25 protein-coding genes and 1 riboswitch are annotated in these 26,208 nt (G+C 34.4%); of the genes, 13 read left to right on the top strand and 12 right to left on the bottom strand.

What is annotated here, in order from left to right:
- Positions 1–166: 166 nt before the first annotated feature.
- Both D9V42_RS07580 and D9V42_RS07575 read left to right on the top strand, forming a co-directional pair.
- Positions 167–793 (top strand): LysE family translocator, encoded by a 627-nt coding sequence (locus D9V42_RS07580; protein ID WP_122064245.1) that lies wholly within the window; start codon positions 167–169, stop codon positions 791–793.
- Between the two features lie 312 nt (positions 794–1,105).
- Positions 1,106–2,446 (top strand): PepSY-associated TM helix domain-containing protein, encoded by a 1,341-nt coding sequence (locus D9V42_RS07575; RefSeq protein ID WP_122064242.1) that lies wholly within the window; start codon positions 1,106–1,108, stop codon positions 2,444–2,446.
- A gap of 107 nt (positions 2,447–2,553) precedes the next feature.
- Here D9V42_RS07575 and D9V42_RS07570 read toward each other — a convergent pair whose 3' ends face one another.
- Together D9V42_RS07570 and D9V42_RS07565 are read right to left on the bottom strand one after the other, a co-directional pair.
- On the bottom strand, positions 2,554–2,889 hold the full coding sequence (locus D9V42_RS07570) for a DUF4889 domain-containing protein (RefSeq protein ID WP_017723363.1): 336 nt from the start codon (positions 2,887–2,889) through the stop codon (positions 2,554–2,556).
- A 156-nt stretch (positions 2,890–3,045) separates the two neighbouring features.
- A complete protein-coding gene (locus D9V42_RS07565) occupies positions 3,046–3,411 on the bottom strand; it encodes a DUF4870 domain-containing protein (RefSeq protein ID WP_107554753.1) in 366 nt (121 codons plus the stop codon).
- A 123-nt stretch (positions 3,412–3,534) separates the two neighbouring features.
- Between D9V42_RS07565 and D9V42_RS07560 the strand changes: the two genes are divergently transcribed.
- Complete coding sequence (locus tag D9V42_RS07560; RefSeq protein WP_122064239.1) at positions 3,535–4,113, top strand: histidine phosphatase family protein; 579 nt, start codon at positions 3,535–3,537, stop codon at positions 4,111–4,113.
- 38 nt (positions 4,114–4,151) lie between these two features.
- Here the strand turns inward: D9V42_RS07560 and D9V42_RS07555 are convergent, their stop codons facing one another.
- The 6 genes from D9V42_RS07555 to D9V42_RS07530 all read right to left on the bottom strand — a co-directional run bounded on the left by D9V42_RS07555 (position 4,152) and on the right by D9V42_RS07530 (position 11,230).
- Positions 4,152–4,367: a hypothetical protein gene (locus tag D9V42_RS07555; RefSeq protein WP_017723360.1), complete on the bottom strand. Its 216-nt coding sequence runs from the start codon at positions 4,365–4,367 to the stop codon at positions 4,152–4,154.
- 307 nt (positions 4,368–4,674) lie between these two features.
- Positions 4,675–5,295 (bottom strand): NDxxF motif lipoprotein, encoded by a 621-nt coding sequence (locus tag D9V42_RS07550; RefSeq protein WP_122064237.1) that lies wholly within the window; start codon positions 5,293–5,295, stop codon positions 4,675–4,677.
- A 669-nt stretch (positions 5,296–5,964) separates the two neighbouring features.
- Entirely contained in the window at positions 5,965–7,488 is a 1,524-nt protein-coding gene (ahpF, locus tag D9V42_RS07545; RefSeq protein ID WP_122064233.1) for an alkyl hydroperoxide reductase subunit F, read from the bottom strand.
- A gap of 16 nt (positions 7,489–7,504) precedes the next feature.
- The gene (gene ahpC / locus D9V42_RS07540) at positions 7,505–8,074 is read right to left on the bottom strand and encodes an alkyl hydroperoxide reductase subunit C (protein ID WP_017723357.1); all 570 of its coding nucleotides are present in this window, start codon (positions 8,072–8,074) and stop codon (positions 7,505–7,507) included.
- Between the two features lie 464 nt (positions 8,075–8,538).
- Complete coding sequence (locus tag D9V42_RS07535; protein WP_107530745.1) at positions 8,539–8,892, bottom strand: helix-turn-helix domain-containing protein; 354 nt, start codon at positions 8,890–8,892, stop codon at positions 8,539–8,541.
- 343 nt (positions 8,893–9,235) lie between these two features.
- Positions 9,236–11,230, bottom strand: a complete 1,995-nt coding sequence (locus D9V42_RS07530) for a catalase (protein WP_122064231.1) — start codon at positions 11,228–11,230, stop codon at positions 9,236–9,238.
- Positions 11,231–11,551: 321 nt separating this feature from the next.
- Between D9V42_RS07530 and nfsA the strand changes: the two genes are divergently transcribed.
- From nfsA to D9V42_RS15450, 6 genes are all read left to right on the top strand, one after another.
- Positions 11,552–12,307, top strand: coding sequence for an oxygen-insensitive NADPH nitroreductase (nfsA, locus tag D9V42_RS07525; protein ID WP_107554760.1), 756 nt, complete (start codon positions 11,552–11,554; stop codon positions 12,305–12,307).
- Positions 12,308–12,386: 79 nt separating this feature from the next.
- The gene (locus D9V42_RS07520) at positions 12,387–12,962 is read left to right on the top strand and encodes a hypothetical protein (protein ID WP_107554769.1); all 576 of its coding nucleotides are present in this window, start codon (positions 12,387–12,389) and stop codon (positions 12,960–12,962) included.
- A 275-nt stretch (positions 12,963–13,237) separates the two neighbouring features.
- Entirely contained in the window at positions 13,238–14,272 is a 1,035-nt protein-coding gene (locus D9V42_RS07515) for a PTS sugar transporter subunit IIC (protein ID WP_122064228.1), read from the top strand.
- 12 nt (positions 14,273–14,284) lie between these two features.
- A complete protein-coding gene (sdaAB, locus tag D9V42_RS07510; RefSeq protein WP_122064226.1) occupies positions 14,285–14,962 on the top strand; it encodes an L-serine ammonia-lyase, iron-sulfur-dependent subunit beta in 678 nt (225 codons plus the stop codon).
- Between the two features lie 12 nt (positions 14,963–14,974).
- Complete coding sequence (gene sdaAA / locus D9V42_RS07505) at positions 14,975–15,865, top strand: L-serine ammonia-lyase, iron-sulfur-dependent, subunit alpha (RefSeq protein WP_122064224.1); 891 nt, start codon at positions 14,975–14,977, stop codon at positions 15,863–15,865.
- Positions 15,866–15,961: 96 nt separating this feature from the next.
- Positions 15,962–16,141, top strand: coding sequence for a hypothetical protein (locus tag D9V42_RS15450; protein WP_107530739.1), 180 nt, complete (start codon positions 15,962–15,964; stop codon positions 16,139–16,141).
- Between the two features lie 114 nt (positions 16,142–16,255).
- On the opposite strand, the gene D9V42_RS07495 is transcribed toward D9V42_RS15450, so the two are convergent.
- The 4 genes from D9V42_RS07495 to D9V42_RS07480 all read right to left on the bottom strand — a co-directional run bounded on the left by D9V42_RS07495 (position 16,256) and on the right by D9V42_RS07480 (position 20,521).
- Positions 16,256–17,635, bottom strand: a complete 1,380-nt coding sequence (locus D9V42_RS07495; RefSeq protein ID WP_107554764.1) for an L-cystine transporter — start codon at positions 17,633–17,635, stop codon at positions 16,256–16,258.
- Positions 17,636–17,988: 353 nt separating this feature from the next.
- Positions 17,989–19,047, bottom strand: coding sequence for a hypothetical protein (locus tag D9V42_RS07490; RefSeq protein WP_107554765.1), 1,059 nt, complete (start codon positions 19,045–19,047; stop codon positions 17,989–17,991).
- Positions 19,048–19,168: 121 nt separating this feature from the next.
- A complete protein-coding gene (locus tag D9V42_RS07485) occupies positions 19,169–19,834 on the bottom strand; it encodes a hypothetical protein (RefSeq protein WP_122064221.1) in 666 nt (221 codons plus the stop codon).
- Positions 19,835–20,107: 273 nt separating this feature from the next.
- Positions 20,108–20,521: a general stress protein gene (locus tag D9V42_RS07480; protein WP_107554767.1), complete on the bottom strand. Its 414-nt coding sequence runs from the start codon at positions 20,519–20,521 to the stop codon at positions 20,108–20,110.
- Positions 20,522–20,748: 227 nt separating this feature from the next.
- Positions 20,749–20,851: riboswitch (purine riboswitch) on the top strand.
- A gap of 253 nt (positions 20,852–21,104) precedes the next feature.
- Between D9V42_RS07480 and xpt the strand changes: the two genes are divergently transcribed.
- Genes xpt through guaA form a run of 4 tightly spaced genes read left to right on the top strand, consistent with a single transcriptional unit; the run spans position 21,105 to position 26,019 of the window.
- The gene (xpt, locus tag D9V42_RS07475; protein ID WP_107555821.1) at positions 21,105–21,686 is read left to right on the top strand and encodes a xanthine phosphoribosyltransferase; all 582 of its coding nucleotides are present in this window, start codon (positions 21,105–21,107) and stop codon (positions 21,684–21,686) included.
- The gene (gene pbuX / locus D9V42_RS07470; protein WP_122064219.1) at positions 21,683–22,951 is read left to right on the top strand and encodes a xanthine permease PbuX; all 1,269 of its coding nucleotides are present in this window, start codon (positions 21,683–21,685) and stop codon (positions 22,949–22,951) included. The genes xpt and pbuX overlap by 4 nt, the downstream gene beginning before the upstream one ends.
- A 38-nt stretch (positions 22,952–22,989) precedes the next feature.
- Positions 22,990–24,456 carry an IMP dehydrogenase gene (gene guaB, locus D9V42_RS07465; RefSeq protein WP_039068442.1) on the top strand — a complete coding sequence of 489 codons (1,467 nt, stop codon included), beginning with the start codon at positions 22,990–22,992 and terminating at the stop codon, positions 24,454–24,456.
- Positions 24,457–24,477: 21 nt separating this feature from the next.
- Entirely contained in the window at positions 24,478–26,019 is a 1,542-nt protein-coding gene (guaA, locus tag D9V42_RS07460) for a glutamine-hydrolyzing GMP synthase (protein ID WP_017723341.1), read from the top strand.
- Positions 26,020–26,208 lie beyond the last annotated feature (189 nt).

Genomic DNA, 26,208 nt, shown 5'->3' with positions numbered 1-26,208 from the left:
TATGTTCATGAATATAAAAGACTAGTAGTCGGTTTCCAACTACACCCTTAATATATCATAGTTAAGACTATATCTTCAATAAAAAAGACAGTTAAAATATGAGATTATTCATGTTGCAGACACACATTGTAATTGATACCATAAAGCAGGAAGGTGGGTGTTTGATATGGAAGGACTTGCAGCTTTTATTACAATTACTTTGATGATTATTATTGTACCTGGTCCAGACTTTTTCGTAGTAATGAAAAATTCCATTACTTCTGGAAAAGGCAATGGTGCTATGGCAGCTTTAGGTATTACATCTGGTCATGTACTGTATTCATTATTAGCAGTATTTGGTATCATATTTATTTTGGCAAATATGTACTATGTTTTCATGACTATTAAAATATTAGGTGCATTCTATCTGATCTATTTAGGTATCAGAAGTATTATTAGCGCACGCCAGGGTATGAATTTTTCTACATCTCAGATGAGCGCTCAAAAAATTAGTTATTTGAGTTCTTATAGACAAGGTTTATTAAGTACGATATTAAACCCTAAAGCATTACTTTACTACATAAGTATTTTACCTCAATTTTTAACTACTGGAGAAGGGGTAACGTCTCAAATTGCCATATTATCAGCAATTGTTACGACTGTTATTCTGTTGTGGTTTATATTTTGTGTTTATATTTTCCAGTATATTAAATTATTATTTGCTAATAGAACTGTAAAGGCAATTTTTGACTATACAGTTGGTGCAATATTGATTGGCTTATCACTTAATTTATTATTCAGTAAAAGTAGTTAAGTATTAAATCAAAATAAGCTTATTGTCTAGAATTTAATGCAAATAGCATCATGTTATGTTGGCAAATATAAAAACACACATGCAAAATAGGAGCGGAAATGTGAAATCAAGTTGCAAAATTTGATTTCAATTCCGTTCCTTTTTTAATGATTTGAAAGTCGATATAATACAGAACATAAGGTATTAGAATAATGCAATTAACTTTAAAAGAGATTAACTAATTAAATGCAATTTTTTATAAAATATTCACAAATTATCTACATAATAATTTTGTTATTTATTTATAATGTTAAGGGAGAAGGGGGAAGAATTTTGAAAAATATATTTAATCCGTTACAAAGATTACATTTTTATGCTGCATTATTTATAACACCATTATTAATTACATTAACCATTTCGGGCATTGGTTATCTCTTTTTTCAGGAAGTAGAAAATAATATATATAAAACAGAGTTTTTCGGAGATAGTTCCGTCAAAACCCATCAAACATTGAATGAAGCTGTAGATGAAGTAGAAGATAAGTTTGATGGATTTTATATCAGTAAAGTAAGTATGATGGATGAGCCATATAATAATCGTATTACATTGGATGACATGGCAGGTAATCAGCGTTATGTATTTTTAGATCAAAATAATCAAATAGTAGCAGATCAAAATGCTAAACATACATACGCAAATGTTGTAAGAAATATACATAGTTCATTATTCACAGAAAATACATTGATAAATTATCTTGTAGAATTAACTGCATGTTGGACAATTTTTATGATTCTTTCTGGGATATATATGCTTATTAAGAAAAAATTAATATCAAATCAAAATAAAAAACTAAGATTCCTAAAATGGCATGGTATTTTAGGTGTAGTTATAGCAATACCAGTATTTGTGTTAGTGCTTACTGGTTTACCTTGGTCAGGCTATATGGGGGCTAAGATTGCAAATGTGATGGACAATTCTGGCGAATTGGGACAATCAGAATTAGCTATTAATCCTCCAAAATCGGATGTGAATGAAATTCCTTGGGCAACGCGTGAAAATAAACAACCTGCTTCAGAAGGCCATGCTGCTCACCACGGTGGTGGCGAAATGTCGAGGACAGATATTAAAAATCAAATTTCGATTGATAAAGTAGCTACTGAAGCCAAAAAGAACGGCATAGATAAACCATATTCTATTGTTTATCCATCTAATGAATCAGCAGCTTTTACAGTTTCTAAGGGTAGTAATACAGGTGTAACTGGGTTAGATGTTTCGCCATATGACGAGCAAACGTTATATTTAGATCAATATAATGGGAAAGATTTAGGTAAAGTGAAGTATGAAGAATATGGCATTATCGGAAAATGGTTTACGTGGGGCGTACCACTACACGAAGGTCATCTCTTTGGTGTAGCTAATAAAGTTATTAATTTACTTGTATGTATTGCTTTACTAACAGCAGTTGGATTAGGATTAACATCATGGATTAAAAAAATGAAAGATAGTAACGTGAAGGTACCACCAAGAGTTAAAAAACCGATGTCAATTCCATTGGCTATCGTACTTATTGTACTTGGTATCTTGATGCCGTTATTTGGTTTCTCATTGATTGTTGTATTTATTATCGAAGCTTTATTATATTATAAAGATCGAAGAAATAAACAGAAGAAATAAAGGCATAGTTAAGGGGTGTGACACAGAATCAAATTAGTTAATTTGATCTTGTGTTACACCCCGTTTTAAATAGGACTGTTATGTTTGAAACATGCGTCATTATAAAATTAGTGATTCATATCCATTTCATGGATTTTCATCATTAATCCGTGAGGGATATCATCATGTTTTACTACTTCTTTTTTGTAGAATGATTTACCGTCATCTTTAGATACTAACTTTACAAAATCACCTTTTTTAGGTTTGAAATCATCGTCATGTTCAAGTTTGACATCTTTTGTTACGATGCCATCTTTTTCGCTGACAACTTTTTCTGCAGTTGTACTTTCAGACATATAGCCATAATAAGTATCTTTTTGACCAGAAAATATCATGAATATCGTGAAAGCTAAACCAATAATAACTAAAATACTAATTAAAGATATTGTTAATTTTTTACTCATATTCTCAGTCTCCTTTAACATTAAGCATAAAAGATATTACTGTCTAAGTATACAAAATTTTAAATTGTTTTGAACTTTGTCATATTTTAATTATAACTTGATAAGAAAATGTACAATTCTGAATGGATTTTAGACCAATAGTAATTAAATATAGGACTAAGGATTATAAAGGGTTGAATCTGAAATGAGCACTTTAATACCGCGGTAAATATTTTTAAGCGTATACCAAATAGTAATTGCAAATAATAGTATACCTAATGCGAGTGCTACTAAACTAACAGTTGTATTCTGTGAATCAATCACAATACCGCCCATAGCAGCACTCATGATTAAAAAGATAGGTCCGATGTAAGTTATAATATGATAAATCAATGATTTTGCTGCATGTATAGACGTTGGTTTGTCAGCAAAAATCCAGATTATTATGGGTACAATAATAGGTGCGAAAAATATACTGAAATAGCTAATAGATGCAAGTATGCGCTCGCTTTGTGTATTGTTTTGTGTAACTTGTTCGTTCATTTTTATCACCTCAGATAGGATAGTAACAATAAATTAGATATAAATATAGTGGGGATATTTAATATTACATTTTTGTTAGGTACAATTGTGGAACAATGATTATAAAAGAGAAGAGGAAGACATATGAAAATATATTTAGTGCGCCACGGTGAATCACAATCAAATTATGATAAAAAAGAAGGTAAAAATTACTTTTGTGGACAATTAGATGTACCGTTAACGGAGAAGGGAACACGCGCTGCACAGTCACTGCAAAGTTATTTTAATAAAAAGGACATAGATCATGTGTATCTATCAGATTTACTGCGTACTAGGCAGACGTATAATGCGATATTCGATAACGCTATCCCTGCAAGTGTGACCGCTTCGTTAAGAGAACGTTCGCTTGGCGAGTTTGAAGGGGAAATGGTGGACAAAATTGAACAAAAACCTGAATATGAACGTTATTTTAATGATGAGGATTATTTATCGTTTCGTCATAGCTTTAGCCAAAAAGCACCAGGTGGGGAGAGTTATGCAGACGTATTGCAACGTGTGACGCAATTTTTTGAACATGAAGTAGATAATAGTTTAGAAACTATTGTAATTGTTGCACATCAGGTCGTGCTTCGTTGCTGCTTTGTCTATCTAAGATATGATACACAAGCAACGGTGATTGAGCGTAAAATTGAAAACTGTATACCCTACGAGTTAGAAAAATAAACACAAAAAAACCTGAACTACGACTTTGTCGGTTCAGGTTAATATCTTTTAGCTGCTGTTAAGCTATCATGAAATCCTTGGAATATTGTATTGATATTGTCTAAAAAACTGCCGACAACAACGGCAAGTATAACGTAAGTTACACTAAGGGCGATTGTTTTAAATGAAACAACACCATATTTTTCTTTCTTCTCAAAGAGATTAAAAGCTATGAAGATAGCAGCCATTGCACCTATTAAAATAGTTAAAACCATAAAGGTGTGCCTCCTTAGAATTATTACTGAGTGGCTGTGCTTCTATTCATTTTTTTATTAACTTAAATTAATCTTAACAAATGTTACTTTGAGAAAAAAAGGGATTTTATGTTAAAAAACCTTACAATTAAGTAAGGTTTTTTACAGAAATAAGTCAGGGCAATTGAGTGTTATACATAAAAATGACCTTCAAGCCTTTGTTATCAAGAACAATTGTCTTGTAATCATATTGTAATTTAATAGAATACGCACAGAATAATCCTATAATTACATGTTTTTGATTTCAATCGATTAAGCAACGTTCAGGTTATTTATCTACAGCGTCAGATTCAATGCCTTTGTCTTTTAGGAATTTTTTGATTTTATCTTGCTGTTTTCCATTAACATCTCCAGCGTATTTAGTAGATACATCTACAACATTAAGTTCATTCTGTGGTTGATAGTCTAATTGTTCTATATCTTCATCTGCATTTTTAATTGTGGTATTTAAAGCAGTAAAATATTTGATAATACGGTCGACATTTTCTTGATAACCTTGTGGGAGTTTATTCTCTTCTACGAATTTCTTGAATCTTACATCATTTTTAACCGCATTATGTGATAAATCAGATAAACGTTCAGCCTGTTCATCAGTAATTTTTTTATCTGTACCAATTTGTTTATCTATTCTATATTGAAGCAGATACTTATTATCAATAATATCAGAGTTCACATCTAAATATTTTTTGATAGCTTTATTTGTTTCATCTTCACTTAAAGTTGCACCTTTTTTATCTGAGTTAAAGATGTCTTTTTCAGTGATTTTCTTCACATTTTTAGGCGCATGTCTCTCGCTATGACTATTGTCATCTTTAGGTTTATCGTTTGAACATGCTGCGAGTATAACAGTTAGCACTAGCACTAACGATAGTAATATACTTTTTTTCATAAATTTTAATGGCTCCTTTAATAATAATCGTACGGGTATAACAATACAGTGAATGTTTAAACGCGCTTTATAAAAATTATAACTTAAGCGTATCATTTAGAGCTATTGATTTGAATAAGTGATTAAATGATAAACGCACAATCTTTTGAACAAAATAAGAAAACAATAAATTTATTATAATTAAAGTTAAAATATTCATTAGATTTTAACTTTGAAATGTTATTGAAGGTGGTATATAATGCCTTGTTGTTTGTAATAAAATTTGGTTGTATTAATCTGAACAGAGGTAAGGATGCATGGGTGAAAAAGCATAAGTAATAGATTTATTTGAGATAAAACTTATAGTTAAATATGGGGAGGGAGAATGGGGGCCCTTGAACAACTGGATACATGCATAAATAGGCTGGGATAAGTTTTAATTACCCCAGCCTAAATTATTATATTTCGTTAATGGGATTTATACATGAGCTTTAGCTAAGCTAAACGCTTTTATCCCTTATAAACTTAGTTATCTTTGCCTGTGAACAACGAATTTTTTTTAATGCATTTAATTTCGTCATCGCACTCCCTATGGGTTGTTCTTAATTATATGTAAGTGGTGGCACGACAATCATATTTTTTATAATGATTTCGTTGGCCACTCACTATGAAATAACTTTGACACAATAATTAATGTCTAATGATATAATCAAAGGCATTTAATGCAGCATTTGCACCAGCGCCCATTGAGATAATGATTTGTTTATTACGATCGTCAGTAACATCACCAGCTGCAAAAATACCAGGGATGCTTGTAGCGTTCTTACGATCAATCATAATCTCATTCGCTTCATTTAGTTCAACATAATTATTAAGCCATTCAGTATTTGGTAATAGTCCGATTTGGACGAAAATACCTTCAAGTTCTAGTGTGTGTTCTTCACCGAGAGATTTATCTTGATATCTAATACCAGTTACAGCGTTTTCACCAAGTACTTCAGTTGTTTGTGCGTTTTTAATAACAGTTACGTTAGGTAAGCTGTTTAAACGTTCTTGTAAAACATTGTCTGCTTTAAGGCTAGCATTACGTTCCAATAGTGTGACGTGTTCAACGATACCTGCTAAATCAATTGCTGCTTCGACACCTGAATTACCGCCACCGACTACGGCTACGTTTTTATTTTCAAATAAAGGCCCATCGCAATGTGGACAGAATGCAACACCTTTGTTAATTAATGCCTCTTCGCCAGGTACTTCAAGCTTGCGCCAACGTGCACCTGTTGAAATGATAACTGTTTTACTTGTTAATTTTGCGCCATTTTCAAGAGAAACAACGATACCACTATCAGTTTTTTCAATTTCATTAGCACGAATGCCTGTCATTACATCAATGTCATATTGTTTTATATGATCTTCTAATGCTGAGGCAAATTTTGGACCATCTGTTTCTTTAACAGTGACAAAGTTTTCAATAGTTGCTGTATCATTAACTTGTCCGCCAATACGATCCGCAACAATCCCTGTACGTAGTCCTTTACGAGCTGTATAAACAGCGGCACTACCACTTGCAGGTCCACCACCAACGATTAACACGTCATATGGATCTTTATCATTGAACTCTGCTGGGTCTGCTTGGCTACCTAAATTTGCAAGGATATCTTGAATTGTCATACGCCCGTTACCAAATTCTTCGCCATCTAAGAAAACTGCTGGTACTGCCATGATATCTTCAGATTCTTCTCTAAAGATAGCACCGTCAATCATTGAATGTGTGATATTAGGATTTAATAAACTTATTAAGTTTAATGCTTGAACAACGTCAGGACATTTTTGACAAGTTAAACTAATATACGTTTCAAAGTGTAGTGGTTGATCTAGTGCTTTGATTTGATCTATCACGGCTTGTTCTTCTTTAGGCGCGCGTCCACTTACTTGTAATAATGCAAGTACAAGTGAATTGAATTCGTGACCCATAGGTAAACCGGCAAAAGTAATGCCGGTTTCTTCTCCAGGTCTATTTACTGAGAAACTTGGTGTGCGTTTTAAGTCAGTTTCTTCTATAGTAATGCGAGAAGAAGCTGCAGAGACTTCGTCTAATAACTCTTTAAGTTCGTTAGACTTGTCATCAGTACCAAGACTTGCTTTTAATACAACATCGCCTTCCATTAATTGAAGTAATTGTTGTAATTGTGATTTAAGCTGATCATTTAGCATTTAAATCAATGCCTCCTTAGATTTTACCTACTAAGTCAAGACCAGGTTGTAATGTTTCTGAACCTTCTTCCCATTTTGCTGGGCAAACTTCGCCTGGGTGTTGACGTACATATTGTGCTGCTTTGATTTTGTGTACTAATGTGCTTGCGTCACGACCGATACCGTCAGCGTTTACTTCAGCTGCTTGTACGATGCCGTCAGGGTCAACGATGAAAGTACCACGTTGAGCAAGACCTAGATCTTCGTCTAATACATCAAAGTTACGAGTGATTGTTTGAGATGGGTCACCAATCATTGTATATTGAATTTTGTTAATTGCTTCTGAGTGATCATGCCAAGCTTTGTGTACAAAGTGTGTATCTGTTGATACTGAATATACATTGACACCTAATTCTTGTAATTTGTCATATTGACCTTGTAAATCTTCTAATTCAGTTGGGCACACGAATGAGAAGTCTGCTGGGTAGAAACAAACTACACTCCAAGAACCTTTTAAAATTTCTTCTGATACTTCTAAAAACTCATCCTTTTGTGGATCATATGCGTTAGCTGTGAATGGTAAAACTTCTTTATTTATTAAAGACATAAAAACATCCTCCTATTTTTGAACTGAATTTTAATTAGAATTATGGTGTTAAATTATTATTATTTCTTAATTATAATAATTCTAATCTTCGTTTACTATTATTGCATTTCCCATTATTTTCGTCAACAAAGAAAGCTCGCTAAGATGAATAGTAGACAGGTGCCTTGTAATCGAACGTGTGACTGAGTTTGTTGGTGCAAATTTACACCTGTGAAGTAGGCGTATTTATTTTTGGGAAAACTACCTATAGATTAAAAATAGCCTTTTTATTCTCAACTAAACAATGAAAATGAGAAGAAAGGCTACTTTAAAGGATTATATGTTTATTTAGTATTGATTTGATAGGGCTAAATGGAATTATTACAAATTTATGAATGTTTTATCTTTTGCGGAATTTGTAATCATAAACTTTTCGTAAAATAAGACTTCCTTAAGACTGCTCGCATTATATTGAACTAGTGTTATTAAATAAATGTTTGAATCATCCACCAAAGCACACCAGCAACAGGGAAGAATAACCACCAATAGCGTGCTAAGAATTCCCACCCATTCATAGGATGATTGTTAGACTGTGTTGAAACAGGTTGCTGATATGTTTCTATAATGGTCTTTTTTAAGTCTTTATCTCCTTTGATAAGTTCATCTAAAGATACATCAAATAAATCGCTCATTTTTATTAGCATATCAATACTAGGATAAACTTTGTTTAATTCCCATTTAGATATGCTCTGGCGCGATATATTTAATATTTCTGCTAATTCGTCTTGAGACCAATTTTTGAGTTCACGTTGCTCCTTAATTCTTGAACCAATTTCCATGTGAATCACTCCTTTTAATAAAAAGTAAAATGATTGGTTAATAATGTCGCGCACTAAATGGTTTACTATGGTTGCAACTGGAGGTTGCATTAGTACATTAGTGAAGGTTTCATAGCTAATATTGATAAAAATGTAATGGAAATCTTAAAATTTATTGATAATTAATTTAATATATATTTACCCAATATGTTAATTTATTAATGAAAAAGGACGAGGAAGAAATCAATTAGTAAAATCTGATTTCTTTCTCGTCCTATATTATAGCGTGCTTATCAAATGATGCATGCGAAAATACCTTGCCCCGTTACGATATCAATTGATATCGTAACAGTGGATGTTCTAATCATTTTCTACTCCAATATCTTTTACGGTCGAATGCTTGTACGATAGTTTGTGGTTCATCAGAAACGAATATACCAGGTGCTTCAAAATTTAATTTAGCGTTTGTTAAGCCTTGTGCTGCGGACTCATTTACAACTATAGGTTTGTTGTGTTTATACGTAAGTTCTGCAAATTCTTCAGCAGCTGGGAGTATTTCACTATCATCTGATAGTACTATCAGACTATCAAATAATGTCGGATGGGCAGTATCAAATGTTTCTGTGATACCAAACGTCTCTGATATATCTTTAGGGTGTTGTCCGACAAACGCATAGTTTAACTTGTTTTCCGTAAATGTTTTGGCATAAGATTTCAATGTTTCAGCACTGATGTTTCCATTTACTACTACAGCGACAGAATGACCAGCTAGTGGAATGTCGAATTTTTCCATTGTTAATTGACTATCTTGTGCATCGGTTTTAACTTCTTCGTTTGTTTTAGGCACTTCAACACCAACATTTTCAGCAACACGCTCTGCTAATGTGCGATCAACTTTATTCAGTTGATTCACTGCGTTTTGTTTTACCATAACTGAATTACACATACCTATTTCGAAAGAGAAACCATCTACAGTGTGGTCAAATTCAGGTTGCGTCAGACTATTTAAATATAGCTTAGCCTGACTATAATAATCTTTAAAACTTTCACTACGTTTTTGGATTTTGTGACCTTCTACCTTTTCTTGATAGTGCTCATAGCCACCTTCTTTTTTAGGTGCTGTATGTGGGTCGTTGTTATTGAGAGCATTTTTATGATAAGCCACTTGTCCTTTATTGATATTCATTTGATGCATAGCATCTCTTTGATTATTGTGGACTTCATTAACTGGACGGTTAATTGGTATTTGATTAAAATTTGGACCACCTAATCTAGAAATTTGAGTATCGGTGTATGAGAATAGACGACCTTGTAATAATGGATCGTTTGAAAAATCAATCCCGGGTACAATATGGCCAGGGTGGAAAGCGGCTTGTTCAGTTTCGTCAAAAACATTGGTTACATTTTGATTTAATGTCATTTTGCCCACTATTTTAACGGGCACTTGATCTTCTGGCCAGATTTTAGTTGGGTCTAAAATATCAAAATCAAAGTCGAATTCTTGTTCGGGACGAATGATTTGTAAGCCCAATTCCCATTCTGGATAATCACCTTTTTCAATAGATTCATATAAGTCTTTACGATGAAAGTCTACATCTTTACCATGTAACATTTGAGCTTCATCCCAAACTAAAGATTCTAACCCTTGTAGTGGTTTCCAATGAAATTTTACAAAATATGAACCTCCTTCGCTATTAACGAGGCGAAATGTATGGATACCAAAGCCTTCAATTTGTCTGAAATTCTTAGGGATACCACGGTCACTCATTGCCCATACAGTTGTGTGTGTGGATTCTGGATTTTGAGCGAAGAAATCGTAAAAAGTATCATGTGCTGAGCCACCTTGTGGTATTTCGTTGTGGGGTTCTGGTTTTACTGCGTGGATAAGGTCAGGGAATTTGATAGCGTCTTGAATAAAGAATACAGGAATATCATTACCAACAAGGTCAAAAATACCTTCGTCTGTATAGAATTTAGTAGCAAAACCTCTTACATCTCTAACCGTATCTGGTGAGCCTTTAGAGCCTTGTACAGTTGAAAATCTAACAAAGACAGGCGTGGTTTTATCAGGGTTAGTTAAAAAGTCTGCTGAGGTATATTTAGATAAATCTTCATATACTTTAAACTCACCATGTGCACCAAATCCTCTAGCGTGCACAATACGTTCTGGTATGCGTTCATGATCGAAGTGCATAATTTTTTCTCTAAAATGAAAGTCCTCTAATAGACTGGGGCCACGTTCGCCAACTGTTAAAGTGTTTTCGTCTTCACTTACTTTAACGCCGTTGTTTGTAGTCATCGCTTTATCGTTATTGCGCTTTTCTACTTCATTTAATTGTTTTTGTTTCTTGTTAACCAAATGAAACCCTCCTTAAATAAAACTTCCATAATTTGTTTTCCACTAAAAACAAAAGAGAAACATGTATCTATAATTATCTATTTACACTGCAGGTTTGAAATTACACCTAAGTGTGAGTGTTTATATTACCGTTTTAAAAAAGATATTTATTGATGATGTTTTAAAATTTTATAGTAATCAGCAAAGTATTTATAGAAACTTAAAGATAATTACATTTAACCCTTTTAACTATCATGAAAATCGGGTAAACAGAATGTAAGCAATGGAAATGTGTGTTTGTTATGCTATGGGTATATATTTACAGAAATGAGGAGTGGAAAGATGTCTGAACACGTATATAACCTACTGAAGAAACATCATTCAGTTAGAAAATTTAAGAAAGAACCTATTTCAGAATCGCATATCAAACAACTTATAGAAGCAGGACAAAGTGCTTCAACCTCTAGTTACTTACAAGCATACTCAATTATTGGTATCAACGATCCAGAAGTAAAAGAAGATTTAAAAGAAGTATCAGGGCAACCTTATGTGGTTGAAAATGGGTATTTATTTGTATTTGTAATGGATTATTATAGACATTCCATCGTTAACCAAGAATCAAAACACGACATGGAAACGTCATTTGAATCAGCAGAAGGCTTACTTGTCGGTACCATTGATGCCACGTTAGTAGCTCAAAACATTGCTGCTACAGCTGAAGATATGGGATACGGTATTGTTTATTTAGGATCTTTAAGAAATGATGTTGAACGTGTACGAGAAGTATTAAACTTGCCTGAACACACATTCCCATTATTTGGTATGGCACTAGGTATTCCAGAAGATGATGAGGACGGTAGTCCTAAACCTCGCTTACCATTTGAACATGTCTTCCATCAAAACCAATACGATAATGATATAGAATCTCAAAGAGCACAATTAAAAGCTTATGACCAAACAGTTAGTGATTACTATAGTGCTCGCACAAACGGAGAACGTTCAGAAACATGGTCTAATCAAATTGCAAACTTTATGAGTTCGAAACAAAGGTTAGATATGTTAGAGCAGTTAAATAAATCAGGATTTATTAGAAAATAACGCACCTTGAAATAGCCTGAGTATTCTAGGCGTATTTAATGTGCCATTCATTCTCTGGAAGGGGGTAGTGAAGTTGAACATGTTCGATAAGATTTTTAAAAAACAGTCGAAGGATCCGGAAGTTCAAGATGATAAGGATAAGCGTGTTTATTCATCGAAGAGTCAGCTCACCCCTCAAGAGGCACAAGAATACTGGGCAAAGGTGGCACAAAAACTCGTTGTCGGTGCCATTAATTCTGTAGATTACACTGCTGAACGTATCTTTATCTTGGTTTCTTTCGATGAAAAAGAACCTACAATTGATATGTTTTTCCAAATGGACGGCCAGTTGAGAATGTGGAATGACTTAGATAATGAAGAACATAAAAAGGTTATTTCTCAAAGTTTAGTATCACAAGCGCCCATTATAGCGAAACAAGTAAACTGTTTGTATGATAGTGTGAATATGACGCGGCTTGCCTATGCGCAAGTTCAATACGAATTCGAAAGTAAAGCATGGTATTTACACGATGTATCACTAGATAGCGCTGAGGCTAAGTTAGATAAATACCCTGCATTCTTAAAATGGTTTGATGATGTATCTAAATCAATTGATACGATTCCTTTAGACGGTAAACACCGAATAACATGGGGGCCTTTCAAACCGGTATATTAATTAAAAAAAGCTTTTCAATTCATCATCGTTATATGGTGGATTGAAAAGCTTTTTTTAATTTGTAAAGAGCATTGTGTTGGTCCTAATTCAACCTACCTTTACAATCCAGAAAGTTCAAAATTGGATAAACTTATTTAATTCATTTTGTGAATTTCTTCACAAAAAGTTCAAAAAAATCGCTTTATAGATATTGTAAGTGCTTACAATAAGCAATATTATTGAATTGTGAAATATTTAAAAATGCAATTTAAAATTTTAGGAAGAGGTTTTGAGCAATGGATATTATTTTAGGTGTAGGTACTTTGTTAATTGTCTTACTAGCAATGACTTTGTTTTTGAATTTTGCACCTTACGGTAAAAAGGGGCTACAGGCACTTTCGGGAGCCGCCTGTGCAACGTTTTTACCACAAGCATTTTTGAGCTATGCGATTGGTGGCGTGTTTGATATTAAATTTTTGCAAGAAATAGGAGATTTGGCAGGAGGTTTAAGCGGTGTTGCTGTAGGTTTTCTGACATGTTTGAAATTGGGAGTTTCTCCAGTTTTTGCAGTGATTGTTGGACTGGTATTACATGATTTCAAACTTTTACCTGCGTTTTTGGCAGCTTACATGATTGCTTTTGTAATTAAATTTATTGAGAAGAAAGTACCAGAAGGCTTGGATTTAATTACGGTTATTTTGTTTGCGCCAGCAACGGCTTTCTTATTAGCTAGTATGATGAGCCCTGGTGTTATTGCACTGTTACAACAAATAGGTAGTGCAGTTACGGCTGTGGGTGATAATAACCCATATATCCTTGCAACAATATTAGGTTTAATTATACCTGTAACTGGTATGACGCCATTAAGTTCAATGGTGTTGACGAGTTTATTAGGACTTACTGGTTTGCCAATGGCGATAGGAGCATTGACATGTACAGGAAGTTCATTTGTTAACTTTATTATGTTTAAACAATTAAAAATTGGTAACAGCTCTAAAGCTTTTGCGGTAGCTATTGAACCATTGACACAAATAGATATTATAGCTAAATATCCACTTCAATTATATGGAACTAATGCGATTATTGGTGTTGTTAACGCATGTATAGTGACTTTTAGTGGATTAGTCATAAATGTGACAGGTATGGCGACACCGATTGCAGGAGCCATTGTACTATTTGGCTTTAACGATCCAATTCGTGCGACGATTACTATTGTTACTGTATCAATAACAAGCATTCTTTTAAGTCTAGTTATAGGTAAAACGATAAATAAATTCAATATGACAAGTCTAAATTTCAATTTACCGCGTATGAAAAAACATGCTAATTAAGGAGATGTAATGATGGCTAGAAAGCAAGATTATCAAAGTGCATTTGATGTTATTGGACCGATTATGATGGGTCCGTCGAGTTCTCATACAGCAGGCGCAGTTAAAATTGGTAATGCTGCCCGCACCTTGTTACAACATGAGCCACAAAAAATTACGATTCACTATTACGAGTCGTTTGCTTCCACGCATAAGGGACATGGAACAGATTTGGCTATTGTGGGAGGTGCTTTAGGTTTTGGGACCTTTGATGAACGCATTAAACAATCCACGGAAATTGCAAAAGAGTGTGATATAGAAGTGGAAATTATTGAAGAATCTGGAGCAAGCCTTGGAGAACACCCTAATTGTGCGCTTGTAAAATTAGATTGTTGTGGTAGACATGTAGAAATTAATGGTATTTCGATTGGTGGGGGTGCTATTAAAATAAAAAGTATACACGTTGATGGTGCGTGTATATTAATGAATCATGGCTTACCTATTTTAGTAGTAGAGGGCGTTGCGAATATATCTATGATAAACTATATCATTAATGATTTGATAGAACGTCAGATAGATATTAATGAAGAAATAAAGACAATTAATGAAGGGAAATGTTTACTTGCGTTGCATTTGAATAAAGCGTTATCAATTGGAACGATAGATGAATTACGGGAAAGATACGATGCTTTAAGTTTTTCATATATACATTAGAGGAGTGACAATATGCTAAATTCGATGCAAGAAATCATTGATTATGCAGTGGAAAATGAAACAACTTTTGCGGAAATTATGATTAGTGAAGAAATGTCATTAAAAGGCATTTCAAGAGATGAAGTTAGAGCACTTATGAAACAAAATATAGATGTTATGAGAGAAGCGGTAGAAAAAGGTACAACTGGTGAAGGCGTGAAAAGCGTTACAGGTTATACGGGACAGGATGCTGTTAAATTAGCAACTTATAATGAGCAAGAACATGCATTGTCTGGTTACGAAATGATCGAAGCATTAAAAGGTGCCATTGCTACTAATGAGGTTAATGCGGCAATGGGTATTATCTGTGCGACTCCTACGGCTGGCTCCTCGGGAACGATACCTGGAATTCTGTTTAAGTTAGAAAAATCACATCATTTAACTACAGATCAAATGATTGATTTCCTATTTGCTGCGGCGTTATGCGGAAAGGTAATTGCAAATAATGCTAGCGTGGCAGGTGCTATAGGAGGTTGTCAGGCTGAAGTTGGTTCAGCATCTGCGATTGCAGCAGCGACAGCAGTGGAGATATTTGGATTTTCACCACAAGCGAGTGGTCATGCAATGGCACTAGCTATCAGCAATTTATTAGGTCTTGTATGTGACCCTGTTGCTGGTTTGGTAGAAATTCCTTGTGTTATGAGAAATGCCATAGGATCAGGAAACGGATTGATTTCAGCAGATCTTGCATTAGCAGGAGTTGAAAGCAAAATTCCTGTTGATGAAGTCATTGAAGCTATGGATAAAGTAGGACGTAATTTACCTGCTTCATTACGTGAAACGGGTATAGGTGGTTTAGCGGGTACGCCTACTGGAGAAGCTATTAAGAGAAAAATCTTCGGACAATCAACGGTTAATTCATAGTCTTTAGTAAAAGAATCAGTAAACTTATTAATAAATAAAAATTAAATTGAAAAAATACATGTTTCCCACTAAACTATATTAAAAGAGGTGGGAGACATGTTATTTAAATTGGGGCTTATATTTTTGGCGTTTATTATATGTAGCATAATGACACATTACTTTACAGCAGAGGGTACGTGGGTCAACCTACTGTTAAAGTCATTATCTTTAAGTTTAATTCTTGTTTTTCTATTTAATTATATAAAATTGATGATAGAGCTTAAGCGAAATAAATAATCTTAGTTGAGAATCATAAAAAAGGTCGGTATACATTGCGTGTATACCGACCTTTTTCAATGTTTCTTAAAATAGATCGAATATGTGAAGTGAGCAGCAGCAAATCATTTGGTATTAATTTGCAATTTCAGCATATTCTTTTTGGTTATAAGTGTCTTGATCTAAGTTGTTTGTTAGTTTTGCTGTACCTGTACCAGCAAGCATAGAATCATTAACATTCAATGCTGTACGACCCATATCGATTAATGGTTCGACAGAGATTAAGACACCTGCTAGTGCAACTGGTAAATTTAATGTCGATAATACAATGATAGAAGCGAACGTAGCACCGCCACCAACACCAGCTACACCAAATGAACTAATTATGACTACGCCAATCACAGCTAATATAAATTGTAAGTTAACTTCCACGCCAGCAGCGGGTGCTACCATGACTGCAAGCATAGCAGGATAGATACCAGCACAACCATTTTGTCCAATTGACAGACCAAAGGATGCAGAAAAGTTTGCAATTCCATCTGGCACGCCTAGGCGATTTTTTTGTGTTTGAACATTAAGGGGTAATGAACCAGCGCTAGAACGAGAAGTGAAGGCGAATAATAGTACTTCGCCAGTTTTTTTGACGAATGTCACTGGGTTCAAACCTAAACCTGAGATAATGATTAAATGAATCAAATACATTACGATAAGTGCTGCATAAGACGCAATTACAAACTTACCTAAAGTCCAAATTGCAGCAAAATCACTTGTAGCAATTGTAGAAGTCATAATCGCTAAAATACCATAAGGTGTTAAGCGTAATACGAACGTTACGATTGCCATAACTAAACTGTATAATGCATCGATACCACGTTTAAGTAAGTTGCCACTCTCTGGTTGTTTACGCATAACACGTAGGAATGCAAAACCTATAAACGCTGCAAATATAACTACGGCGATTGTAGAAGTTGTACGTTGACCAGTAAAATCTAAGAATGGATTACTAGGTAATAATTGTAAAATTTGTTGTGGTAATGTATTGGCTGTCATATCTTTAGCTTGACTCGCAAGTTCGCTACCTCTTGAACTTTCGGCGCCGCCTAAATCAATAGAAGAGGCGTCTAAACCGAATGCAAGTGCTGAGATAATACCAATAATTGCAGATATTGCAACCGTGCCTATAAGAAATACAAAGATATAAACACCAATCTTAGCAAACTTATCTCCTACTTTAATTTTCGTGAATGCTGAAACGATTGAAATGAATATTAAAGGCATTACAATCATTTGTAATAATGAAATGTAGCCATCACCAACGATACTAAACCAATCCATAGTTTGTTTAGTAACTTTAGAGTCCACACCATAGATTAAGTGTACTGCGATACCAAAAATGATACCGATACCTAAAGCAGAGAAAACACGTTTTGGAAATGAAACGTGTTTTCTAGCCATTATATATAATCCGATGAGGAAGGCCACAAAAATAATGATGTTAAGAATAGTCAATAACATAAAAAAAGGACCTACACTTTCTTATTTAATTTTTTAATCCGATACGTATACTAAGGATATTAGCAAACTCAATAATATTCAAGTTAATTACTCAAGAAATTTTCGAAATTAAAATGTCTTTATTTTCTGATAATGAAACTTGGTTTATATAAGAGCTGTTACGATGTTAATACGGAGAGGGTGCTTTAGGATTTTATAGATGAATTATGGAAGATTTAGATATAAAACAAGCGAAAATATATCATCTAGTCCTAAAACACGATGATATATTTTCGCTCTTATAATGAAAGATGTTGTCTTCGGTGGTGACTGAACTTTAATTATAGTACTTTTTAGATTAAATAATGATAGTTTTATAAATTAAACAAACGAGCAAAGAAACCTTTACGTTCTTCTTTTGGCGATTCTTCAGATGAAGTTGATGTGTAAGAAGTTGTATGGGCAGTTGTTTCATCTTGAGTGCTTGTTTCAGTTACTTCATCTTTGATTGTTGCGTCATCAGTTGCTGACGTTGATAATTCATTTGCTTCATCAGTAGCGGTAGTAGCATCTGTATCTTGATCAGCTGACTTCGCTTCAGTTGAATTTGGTTGCCCTACGTTATCAGTGCTAGCATCAGAAGTAGATTGTTCGCTGACTGGTGTGATTTCGGATTCGTCAGTATGCGCCTTTGCTACAGTATCATCAGATTTGCTATCTGAAACAACATTGTCTGATGTTTCATTTTTGACTTTATCGTTAACCTCTTTGTTCGCTTCTGTCTGAGATTCTGTAGATGATTTTGTACCTACTGATTCAGTAGAAGTTTCGGTTAAAGTATCGTCTTTCTGAGCATTTGTAGATTGTGAAGCGGCAATATGCGCAGTTTCAACATTTGATTTAGCTAATTCAGATTGCTCTTTTTGTGAATCTTGAATAGCGTTTTGAGTTGATTTAATTTCATTAGTAGAAGATTGGATGGCTTGTAATGATTCAGTATTAGCATCCAATTTAGACGTGATTTGATTTTGCATTTCATGTAATTCTTGTTGTTGCTGATGGACTTGGTTAATCATTTGACCAAGCATATGACGTTCGTCACGCATTTTTTGAATTTCAGAACGTAAATCATCTACAAGTTTAGAAACATTTTGGTCTGTAGGTAAATGACTACTATCGTCTTTAACTAATACTTGTAAAAAGTCTTTCTCTTTCTCTAATTCTTCAAAAGCTAAATCGTAACTATTTGTCTGTTTTACCTTTTCAGCAATATCTTGGAATAACTCAATATCCTCTTCTTGGAAATCTGTAGCTTCACGGCCACGATATTCTGTTTTACTAAGTTGGTAACCGCGTTCTTCTAAATGTTGAACGATTTTACGGACTTGTTTTTCACTTAGCTCAACACGTTGTGCAAATTCTTTGGTTAACATAGAAATAAGTCCTTTCATTAATGGATTTATGTATACGGACGTTTGTCTTCGGTTAGTGAAACGTCAGTCTTACCTCTATGCTAGTTTAAACTGTTTTAATAGTGATTTCAAGTGGTGGTTCCTATGATTTACGTAAATCCATTTCCTCTAGTAATGGATAAATAATACTTCTAGAGATTCTGTTGGCAAAGACATATTTGAGTATATAGTTTGATTTAATACTAGGACCATAAATATCTTTGGTTAGTTCAATATTAGATTTTATAAATAACTCCATAGGTTTACCTTCGCTATATCCTTCAAGGTTTGGTGCTAAATAATTAATGTCATATTGTTTTTCGAATCCGTGTTGATATAGAAATTGGCGTCTATTATCCAAGATAGGTATGTCTTCCTCAGAAATTTCTTCAGGTTCTTTATCTACTTCTAACATAATAAAGTTAACGTCGTGTTCATGTAGTTGGTTTGATAGAATGTTGATTTCTTTTTGGATACGCGCAAGCGTTTCAGTAATGAGTTCATCGTGATTCGGTTGATCGTTGGCGATTAAGTAGATTAAAAATGCTGAGTTTGTGGTTGCCTCATAATGCGCAGTTGCCAAACTCACGACAGTGTCTGACTCGATGCCAACTAAAAAAATATAATCATCTTTAGTGTGCTCGTTTTTAAGTGATTGTTTGAATATTTGCTCGTATTCAGATAATCCGATATCAAATTTAGCATCATACAAATTCATGGCTGATTTGAAGAAGGGATCATCAATTGACGTGATAATTTTGAATTTCATATGTACACCCCCGAAATTATTGCGTTCATTATAACATAGTAGCAAAACTTGTAATGTAATTTATAGGTGGAAGTATTGTTTGGTAATAAAAAAGGAGCGACACAGAAATCAAAATTTACAATTGATTTTCTTGGTTCGCTCCAAAAATATAAATTAGTCATTTGTGATGTTTATTACAAGTGCATTTTAGATAGCTGCTAATGTTGGCATATGTCATTTTGTAATTAATGAATGATGTTAATTGCCCAAACTGTAAATTAATGAATTTTAAGTTTAGGATTTTGGTCCATTAGATTCTTCAGCATAATGATGTTGAACTACTGTTTCATTTTCATAAGCTGCATTTGCATTTTCTACTTCTTCATGTGAAGATTCATCTTTCGTAGCAACGACAAGATAGTGACCGTCTAAGATTTCTTTCTTATAGCGTTCCATTTCAGCGTCCGACAATTTATAATAGGCTAAGACAACCTCTTCACCGTCTTCACCAGTTAACATTTTCGCCATTTTATCACTGAAAGAACCGCTTGTAGCTGTTAAGTTTACTTCGGAATCATGCAACTCGTCGATATGAAGTTTTGATTTACTGATAACAGAAATCTCTGACTCATTATAACCCTCTGCAATCTTGTTTTTGACTGCATCAATTAACTCTTCGCTTTTTTGAATAATAGTGAATTCTGACATTTTGTGCTCCTCCATCCGTTGTTCTATTAATTATTATGTGTTTACCCAGTAACTTAAATAACGAAACGAATACAATTTAATTATATAACGAAGTTTTACACCTGGCAAACAACATTTTAACGCAAATGGTAGCGTTTACTTAATTTTGGAAAATACGCTGAAGTACCTTTTAAAAAGCGCTTACAATCAATAAGTATATTGAAAAATGTACCAAAATTTGCTATCATCAGTTAATAATTTATCTAACTCATATAATCTAAAGGATACGGCTTTAGAAGTTTCTACCATGTTGCCATTAACGACATGACTATGGGTAAACCTATACAATGCTTTAGCAATTAAAAACGATTTAAAAAGTTGTATATAATTGGACTATACTTTTTAAACCGTTTCCTCATAATCGATGTTATAAACATATTTTTTACATATTTAATAGGGAAATGAATGTAAAATCTTACCTCTTTTAGACATCATTTGAAATTAAGATAATAGCTACTTATAGTATTGCACGTTTACTCATAGATCCTGAAACTAAGTTAGTTTAGGGTTTTTTTTGTACACAAAATGAGGAGGTTTTTTACGAGTGGATTTGTTGAAGCAGAAAGTCGAAGCAGATGGTGTCGTCATTGACGAAAAGATTTTAAAGGTAGATGGTTTTTTAAATCATCAAATCGATGCCAAGCTGATGCATGATGTAGGGCGAACTTTTTACGAGCAGTTTAAGGGCGAGGGCATCACAAAAATTTTAACAATTGAAGCGTCTGGTATTGCACCGGCGATTATGGCAGCTATGCACTTTGATGTGCCATGCCTATTCGCTAAAAAAGCAAAACCAAGCACACTAAAAAAAGATGTTTATCAAGCAGATATACATTCTTTTACTAAAAATACGACAAGTACAGTGATTGTGTCTAAAGAGTTTTTAGATGAAAATGACAAAGTGCTTATCGTAGATGACTTTTTAGCCAATGGAGATGCATCTTTAGGCTTAAATGAAATTGTACAACAAGCCAAAGGTACAACAGTTGGCATAGGTATTGTAGTAGAAAAAAGTTTCCAACCTGGTAGAGAACGTTTAGAACAAGCAGGTTTAACTGTTTCATCATTATGCAAAGTGGCTTCGCTAAGTGGAAATAAAGTTACTTTCGTTGGCGAAGAAGCATGAAAACCTTCATTTTAAGTTTACAGCATTTATTAGCAATGTATGCGGGGGCAATACTCGTACCTATTATTGTAGGAACAAGTTTAGACTTCACACCTGAACAAATTGCTTTCCTAGTTACAGTGGACATCTTTATGTGTGGTGTAGCGACGTTCTTGCAAGTATGGAAAGGAACAGGTATTGGTTTGCCGATTGTATTAGGCTGTACATTTACTGCTGTGGCACCAATGATTTTAATTGGTCAAACTAAAGGTATTGGTGACTTATATGGTTCGCTCTTCTTGTCGGGGATTCTAGTTGTAATCATTGCACCATTCTTTTCTTATTTGGTGAAGTTCTTCCCTCCAGTTGTTACTGGAAGTGTGGTAACCATTATTGGGATTAACCTAATGCCAGTTGCAATGAATTATTTGGCAGGAGGAGAAGGTGCTAAAGACTACGGTGATCCTAAAAATATTATCTTAGGTGTCATCACTTTGGTTGTCATTTTACTCGTACAGCGTTTTACTATAGGTTTTTTGAAATCTATCGCTATACTTATCGGACTCATTGTGGGGACAGTGCTAGCCGGATTCTTTGGAATCGTAGATGTAAATCAAATTGGTACGGCGCATTGGTTTGCGTTACCGCAACCGTTTAGATTTTCAACTTTCAGCTTTGACTTCGGGGCGATACTTGTGTTCTTTATAGTGGCATTAGTAAGTTTAATAGAATCAACCGGTGTATATCATGCATTAAGTGAAATAACAGGTAAACGTTTGGAACGCAAAGATTTCCGTAAAGGTTATACAGCAGAAGGTATTGCTATCATCTTAGGCTCTATCTTCAACGCATTCCCTTATACCGCATATTCACAAAATGTAGGTTTAGTATCATTGTCAGGTGCGAAAAAGAATAAAGTAATATACGGTATGGTTATATTATTAGTTATTTGTGGGTGTATTCCTAAATTAGGTGCATTAGCAAATATGATCCCTTTACCAGTATTAGGTGGAGCGATGATAGCTATGTTTGGCATGGTGATGGCATATGGTGTTAGTATATTAGGTAATATTAATTTTAAGAATCAAAATAATTTGTTAGTTATTGCTGTATCTGTAGGACTAGGGACGGGTATAAGTGCAGTACCTCAAGCGTTTGACGCCTTAGGTGAACAATTTGCATGGTTAACTCAAAACGGTATTGTACTAGGTGCAATTTCAGCAATTGTTTTGAATTTCTTTTTTAATGGCATAAAGCATCAACAAGACACGGAAATTATGAAATAATAGAACTATAAAACAATTAATTAGGAGGCTGTACAAGTATGTGGGAAAATAAATTTGAAAAAGAATCTTTAACTTTTGACGATGTGTTATTGTTACCAGCAGAATCAGATGTATTACCGAAAGAAGTGGACTTAAGTGTTCAATTATCAGAAGGTATTAAACTGAATATTCCAATCGTATCAGCAGGTATGGACACAGTTACAGAATCAAAAATGGCAATTTCAATGGCTAGACAAGGTGGACTTGGTGTCATTCATAAAAATATGAACATTGAAGATCAAGCTGATGAAGTTCAAAAAGTAAAACGTTCTGAAAATGGTGTCATCTCGAATCCATTTTATTTAACTCCAGAAGAAAGTGTTTTTGAAGCAGAAGCGTTAATGGGTAAATATCGCATTTCAGGTGTGCCAATTGTTGATAGTAAAGAGACTAGACAATTTGTTGGTATCATTACAAACCGTGATTTACGTTTTATCGAAGACTTTTCAATTAAAATTTCAGACGTAATGACAAAAGATAATCTTGTTACAGCTCCTGTAGGCACGACATTAGAGGAAGCAGAGAAGTTATTACAACAACATAAAATTGAGAAACTTCCATTAGTTAAAGAAGGCCGTTTAGAAGGATTAATTACAATTAAAGATATTGAAAAAGTGCTTGAATTCCCTAATTCTGCTAAAGATGCACATGGTAGATTATTAGTAGGTGCAGCAATCGGTATTGCGAAAGATACTGATATCCGTGCACAAAAACTTGTTGAAGCTGGTGTAGATGCATTAGTTATCGACACAGCACACGGCCATTCTAAAGGTGTACTAGAACAAGTTGCACATATTAAAAAAACATTCCCACAAGTTACTTTAATAGCAGGTAATGTTGCTACAGCTGAAGGTACAAAAGCTTTATATGAAGCGGGCGCAGACGTAGTTAAAGTTGGTATTGGTCCTGGTTCAATTTGTACAACTCGTGTTGTTGCAGGTGTTGGTGTCCCACAAATTACAGCCGTTTACGATTGTGCTACAGAAGCGCGTAAACATGGTAAAGCAATTATTGCAGATGGTGGTATTAAATTCTCAGGAGATATCATTAAAGCATTAGCTGCTGGTGGACATGCAGTTATGTTAGGTAGCTTACTTGCAGGTACTGAAGAAAGCCCTGGCGCAACTGAAGTGTTCCAAGGTAGACAATACAAAGTATATAGAGGCATGGGCTCATTAGGTGCAATGGAAAGTGGTTCAAATGACCGTTACTTCCAAGAAGACAAAGCACCTAAAAAATTCGTTCCAGAAGGTATTGAAGGTCGTATCGCTTACAAAGGTGCACTACAAGACACTATTTATCAACTTATGGGCGGCGTAAGATCTGGTATGGGTTATACTGGTTCTAAAAACTTAGAAGCATTAAGAGAAGAAGCTCAATTTACACGCATGGGACCTGCTGGTTTAGCAGAAAGCCATCCACATGATGTTCAAATTACAAAAGAATCACCAAATTATTCATTCTAAGTTAAAAGGAGATTTAAAGTTATGGAAATGGCGAAAGAGCAAGAGCTCATACTTGTTTTAGACTTTGGTAGCCAATACAATCAGTTAATTACACGACGTATTCGTGAAATGGGTGTATATAGTGAGTTACACGACCATGAGATTAGTATGGAAGAAATAAAACAATTAAACCCTAAAGGTATTATCCTTTCGGGTGGACCAAACTCAGTTTATGAGGAAGATTCGTTCACAATTGATCCAGAAATATACAATTTAGGAGTGCCGATTTTAGGTATTTGTTATGGTATGCAATTGACGACTAAATTATTAGGCGGAAAAGTTGAACGTGCCAATGAACGTGAATATGGTAAAGCAATCATCAATGCTAAAACTGATGAATTATTCTTCGGTTTACCGGAAGAACAAAATGTTTGGATGAGTCACTCAGATAAAGTTATTGAGATTCCAGAAGGCTTTGAAGTTATTGCTGATAGCCCAAGTACAAATTATGCAGCGATTGAAGATAAATCTCGCCGTATTTATGGTGTGCAATTCCATCCAGAAGTACGTCATACTGAATATGGTAACGACTTATTACGTAACTTTGTACGTCGCGTATGTGAATGTACTGGTGAATGGTCAATGGAAAACTTCATTGAAATCGAAGTTGAAAAAATCCGCAATCAAGTTGGTGACCGTAGAGTGTTATGTGCTATGAGCGGTGGTGTTGATTCATCTGTTGTAGCAGTATTGTTACACAAAGCAATTGGCGATCAACTTACATGTATCTTTGTAGATCACGGCTTGTTACGTAAAGGTGAAGGCGACATGGTTATGGAACAGTTCGGTGAAGGATTCAACATGAATATTATTCGTGTAGATGCACAAGAACGTTTCATGAGTAAATTACAAGGCGTGTCTGACCCAGAACAAAAACGTAAAATCATCGGTAATGAGTTTATCTATGTCTTTGATGATGAAGCATCTAAATTAAAAGGTGTAGATTTCTTAGCGCAAGGTACACTTTATACAGATGTGATCGAGTCAGGTACAAAGACTGCTCAAACAATTAAATCACACCACAATGTAGGTGGTTTACCTGAAGATATGGAATTCCAATTAATTGAACCTATTAACACACTATTCAAAGATGAAGTGCGTGAACTAGGTATTGAATTAGGTATTCCAGAGCACTTAGTTTGGAGACAACCATTCCCAGGTCCAGGTTTAGGTATCCGTGTCCTTGGAGAAATCACTGAAGACAAACTTGAAATTGTACGTGAATCTGATGCAATTTTAAGACAGGTTATCCGTGAGGAAGGTCTTGAACGTGAAATTTGGCAATACTTCACAGTGTTACCAGGTATCCAATCAGTAGGTGTTATGGGAGACTACCGTACGTATGACCATACAGTTGGTATTCGTGCTGTAACCTCAATCGATGGCATGACAAGTGACTTCGCACGCATCGACTGGGAAGTCTTACAAAAGATTTCAAGTCGTATCGTAAATGAAGTCGATCACGTTAACCGCGTTGTTTATGATATTACATCTAAACCACCAAGTACAATTGAGTGGGAATAATAGTATAGAATGACTAAACCCCTTAGGCATAGGCTTAAGGGGTTGTTTTTATGGATTTGAAATGGTTTGTTATCAGAAAAAAGACTTACTTGTAAATAACAAATCTTTTAATCTATCGTTTTTTAGCTATAATTTTACAATTTTTCTGTGCTAAATTTCCTATTTTTAAGAAAGGGAATACGAAAATTC

Source organism: Staphylococcus pseudoxylosus, from assembly GCF_003697915.1.
In the GTDB taxonomy this organism is placed as follows: domain Bacteria; phylum Bacillota; class Bacilli; order Staphylococcales; family Staphylococcaceae; genus Staphylococcus; species Staphylococcus pseudoxylosus.
Note: the sequence above shows the minus strand (reverse complement) of the source record. Positions and strands in the feature narration are given on the sequence as shown.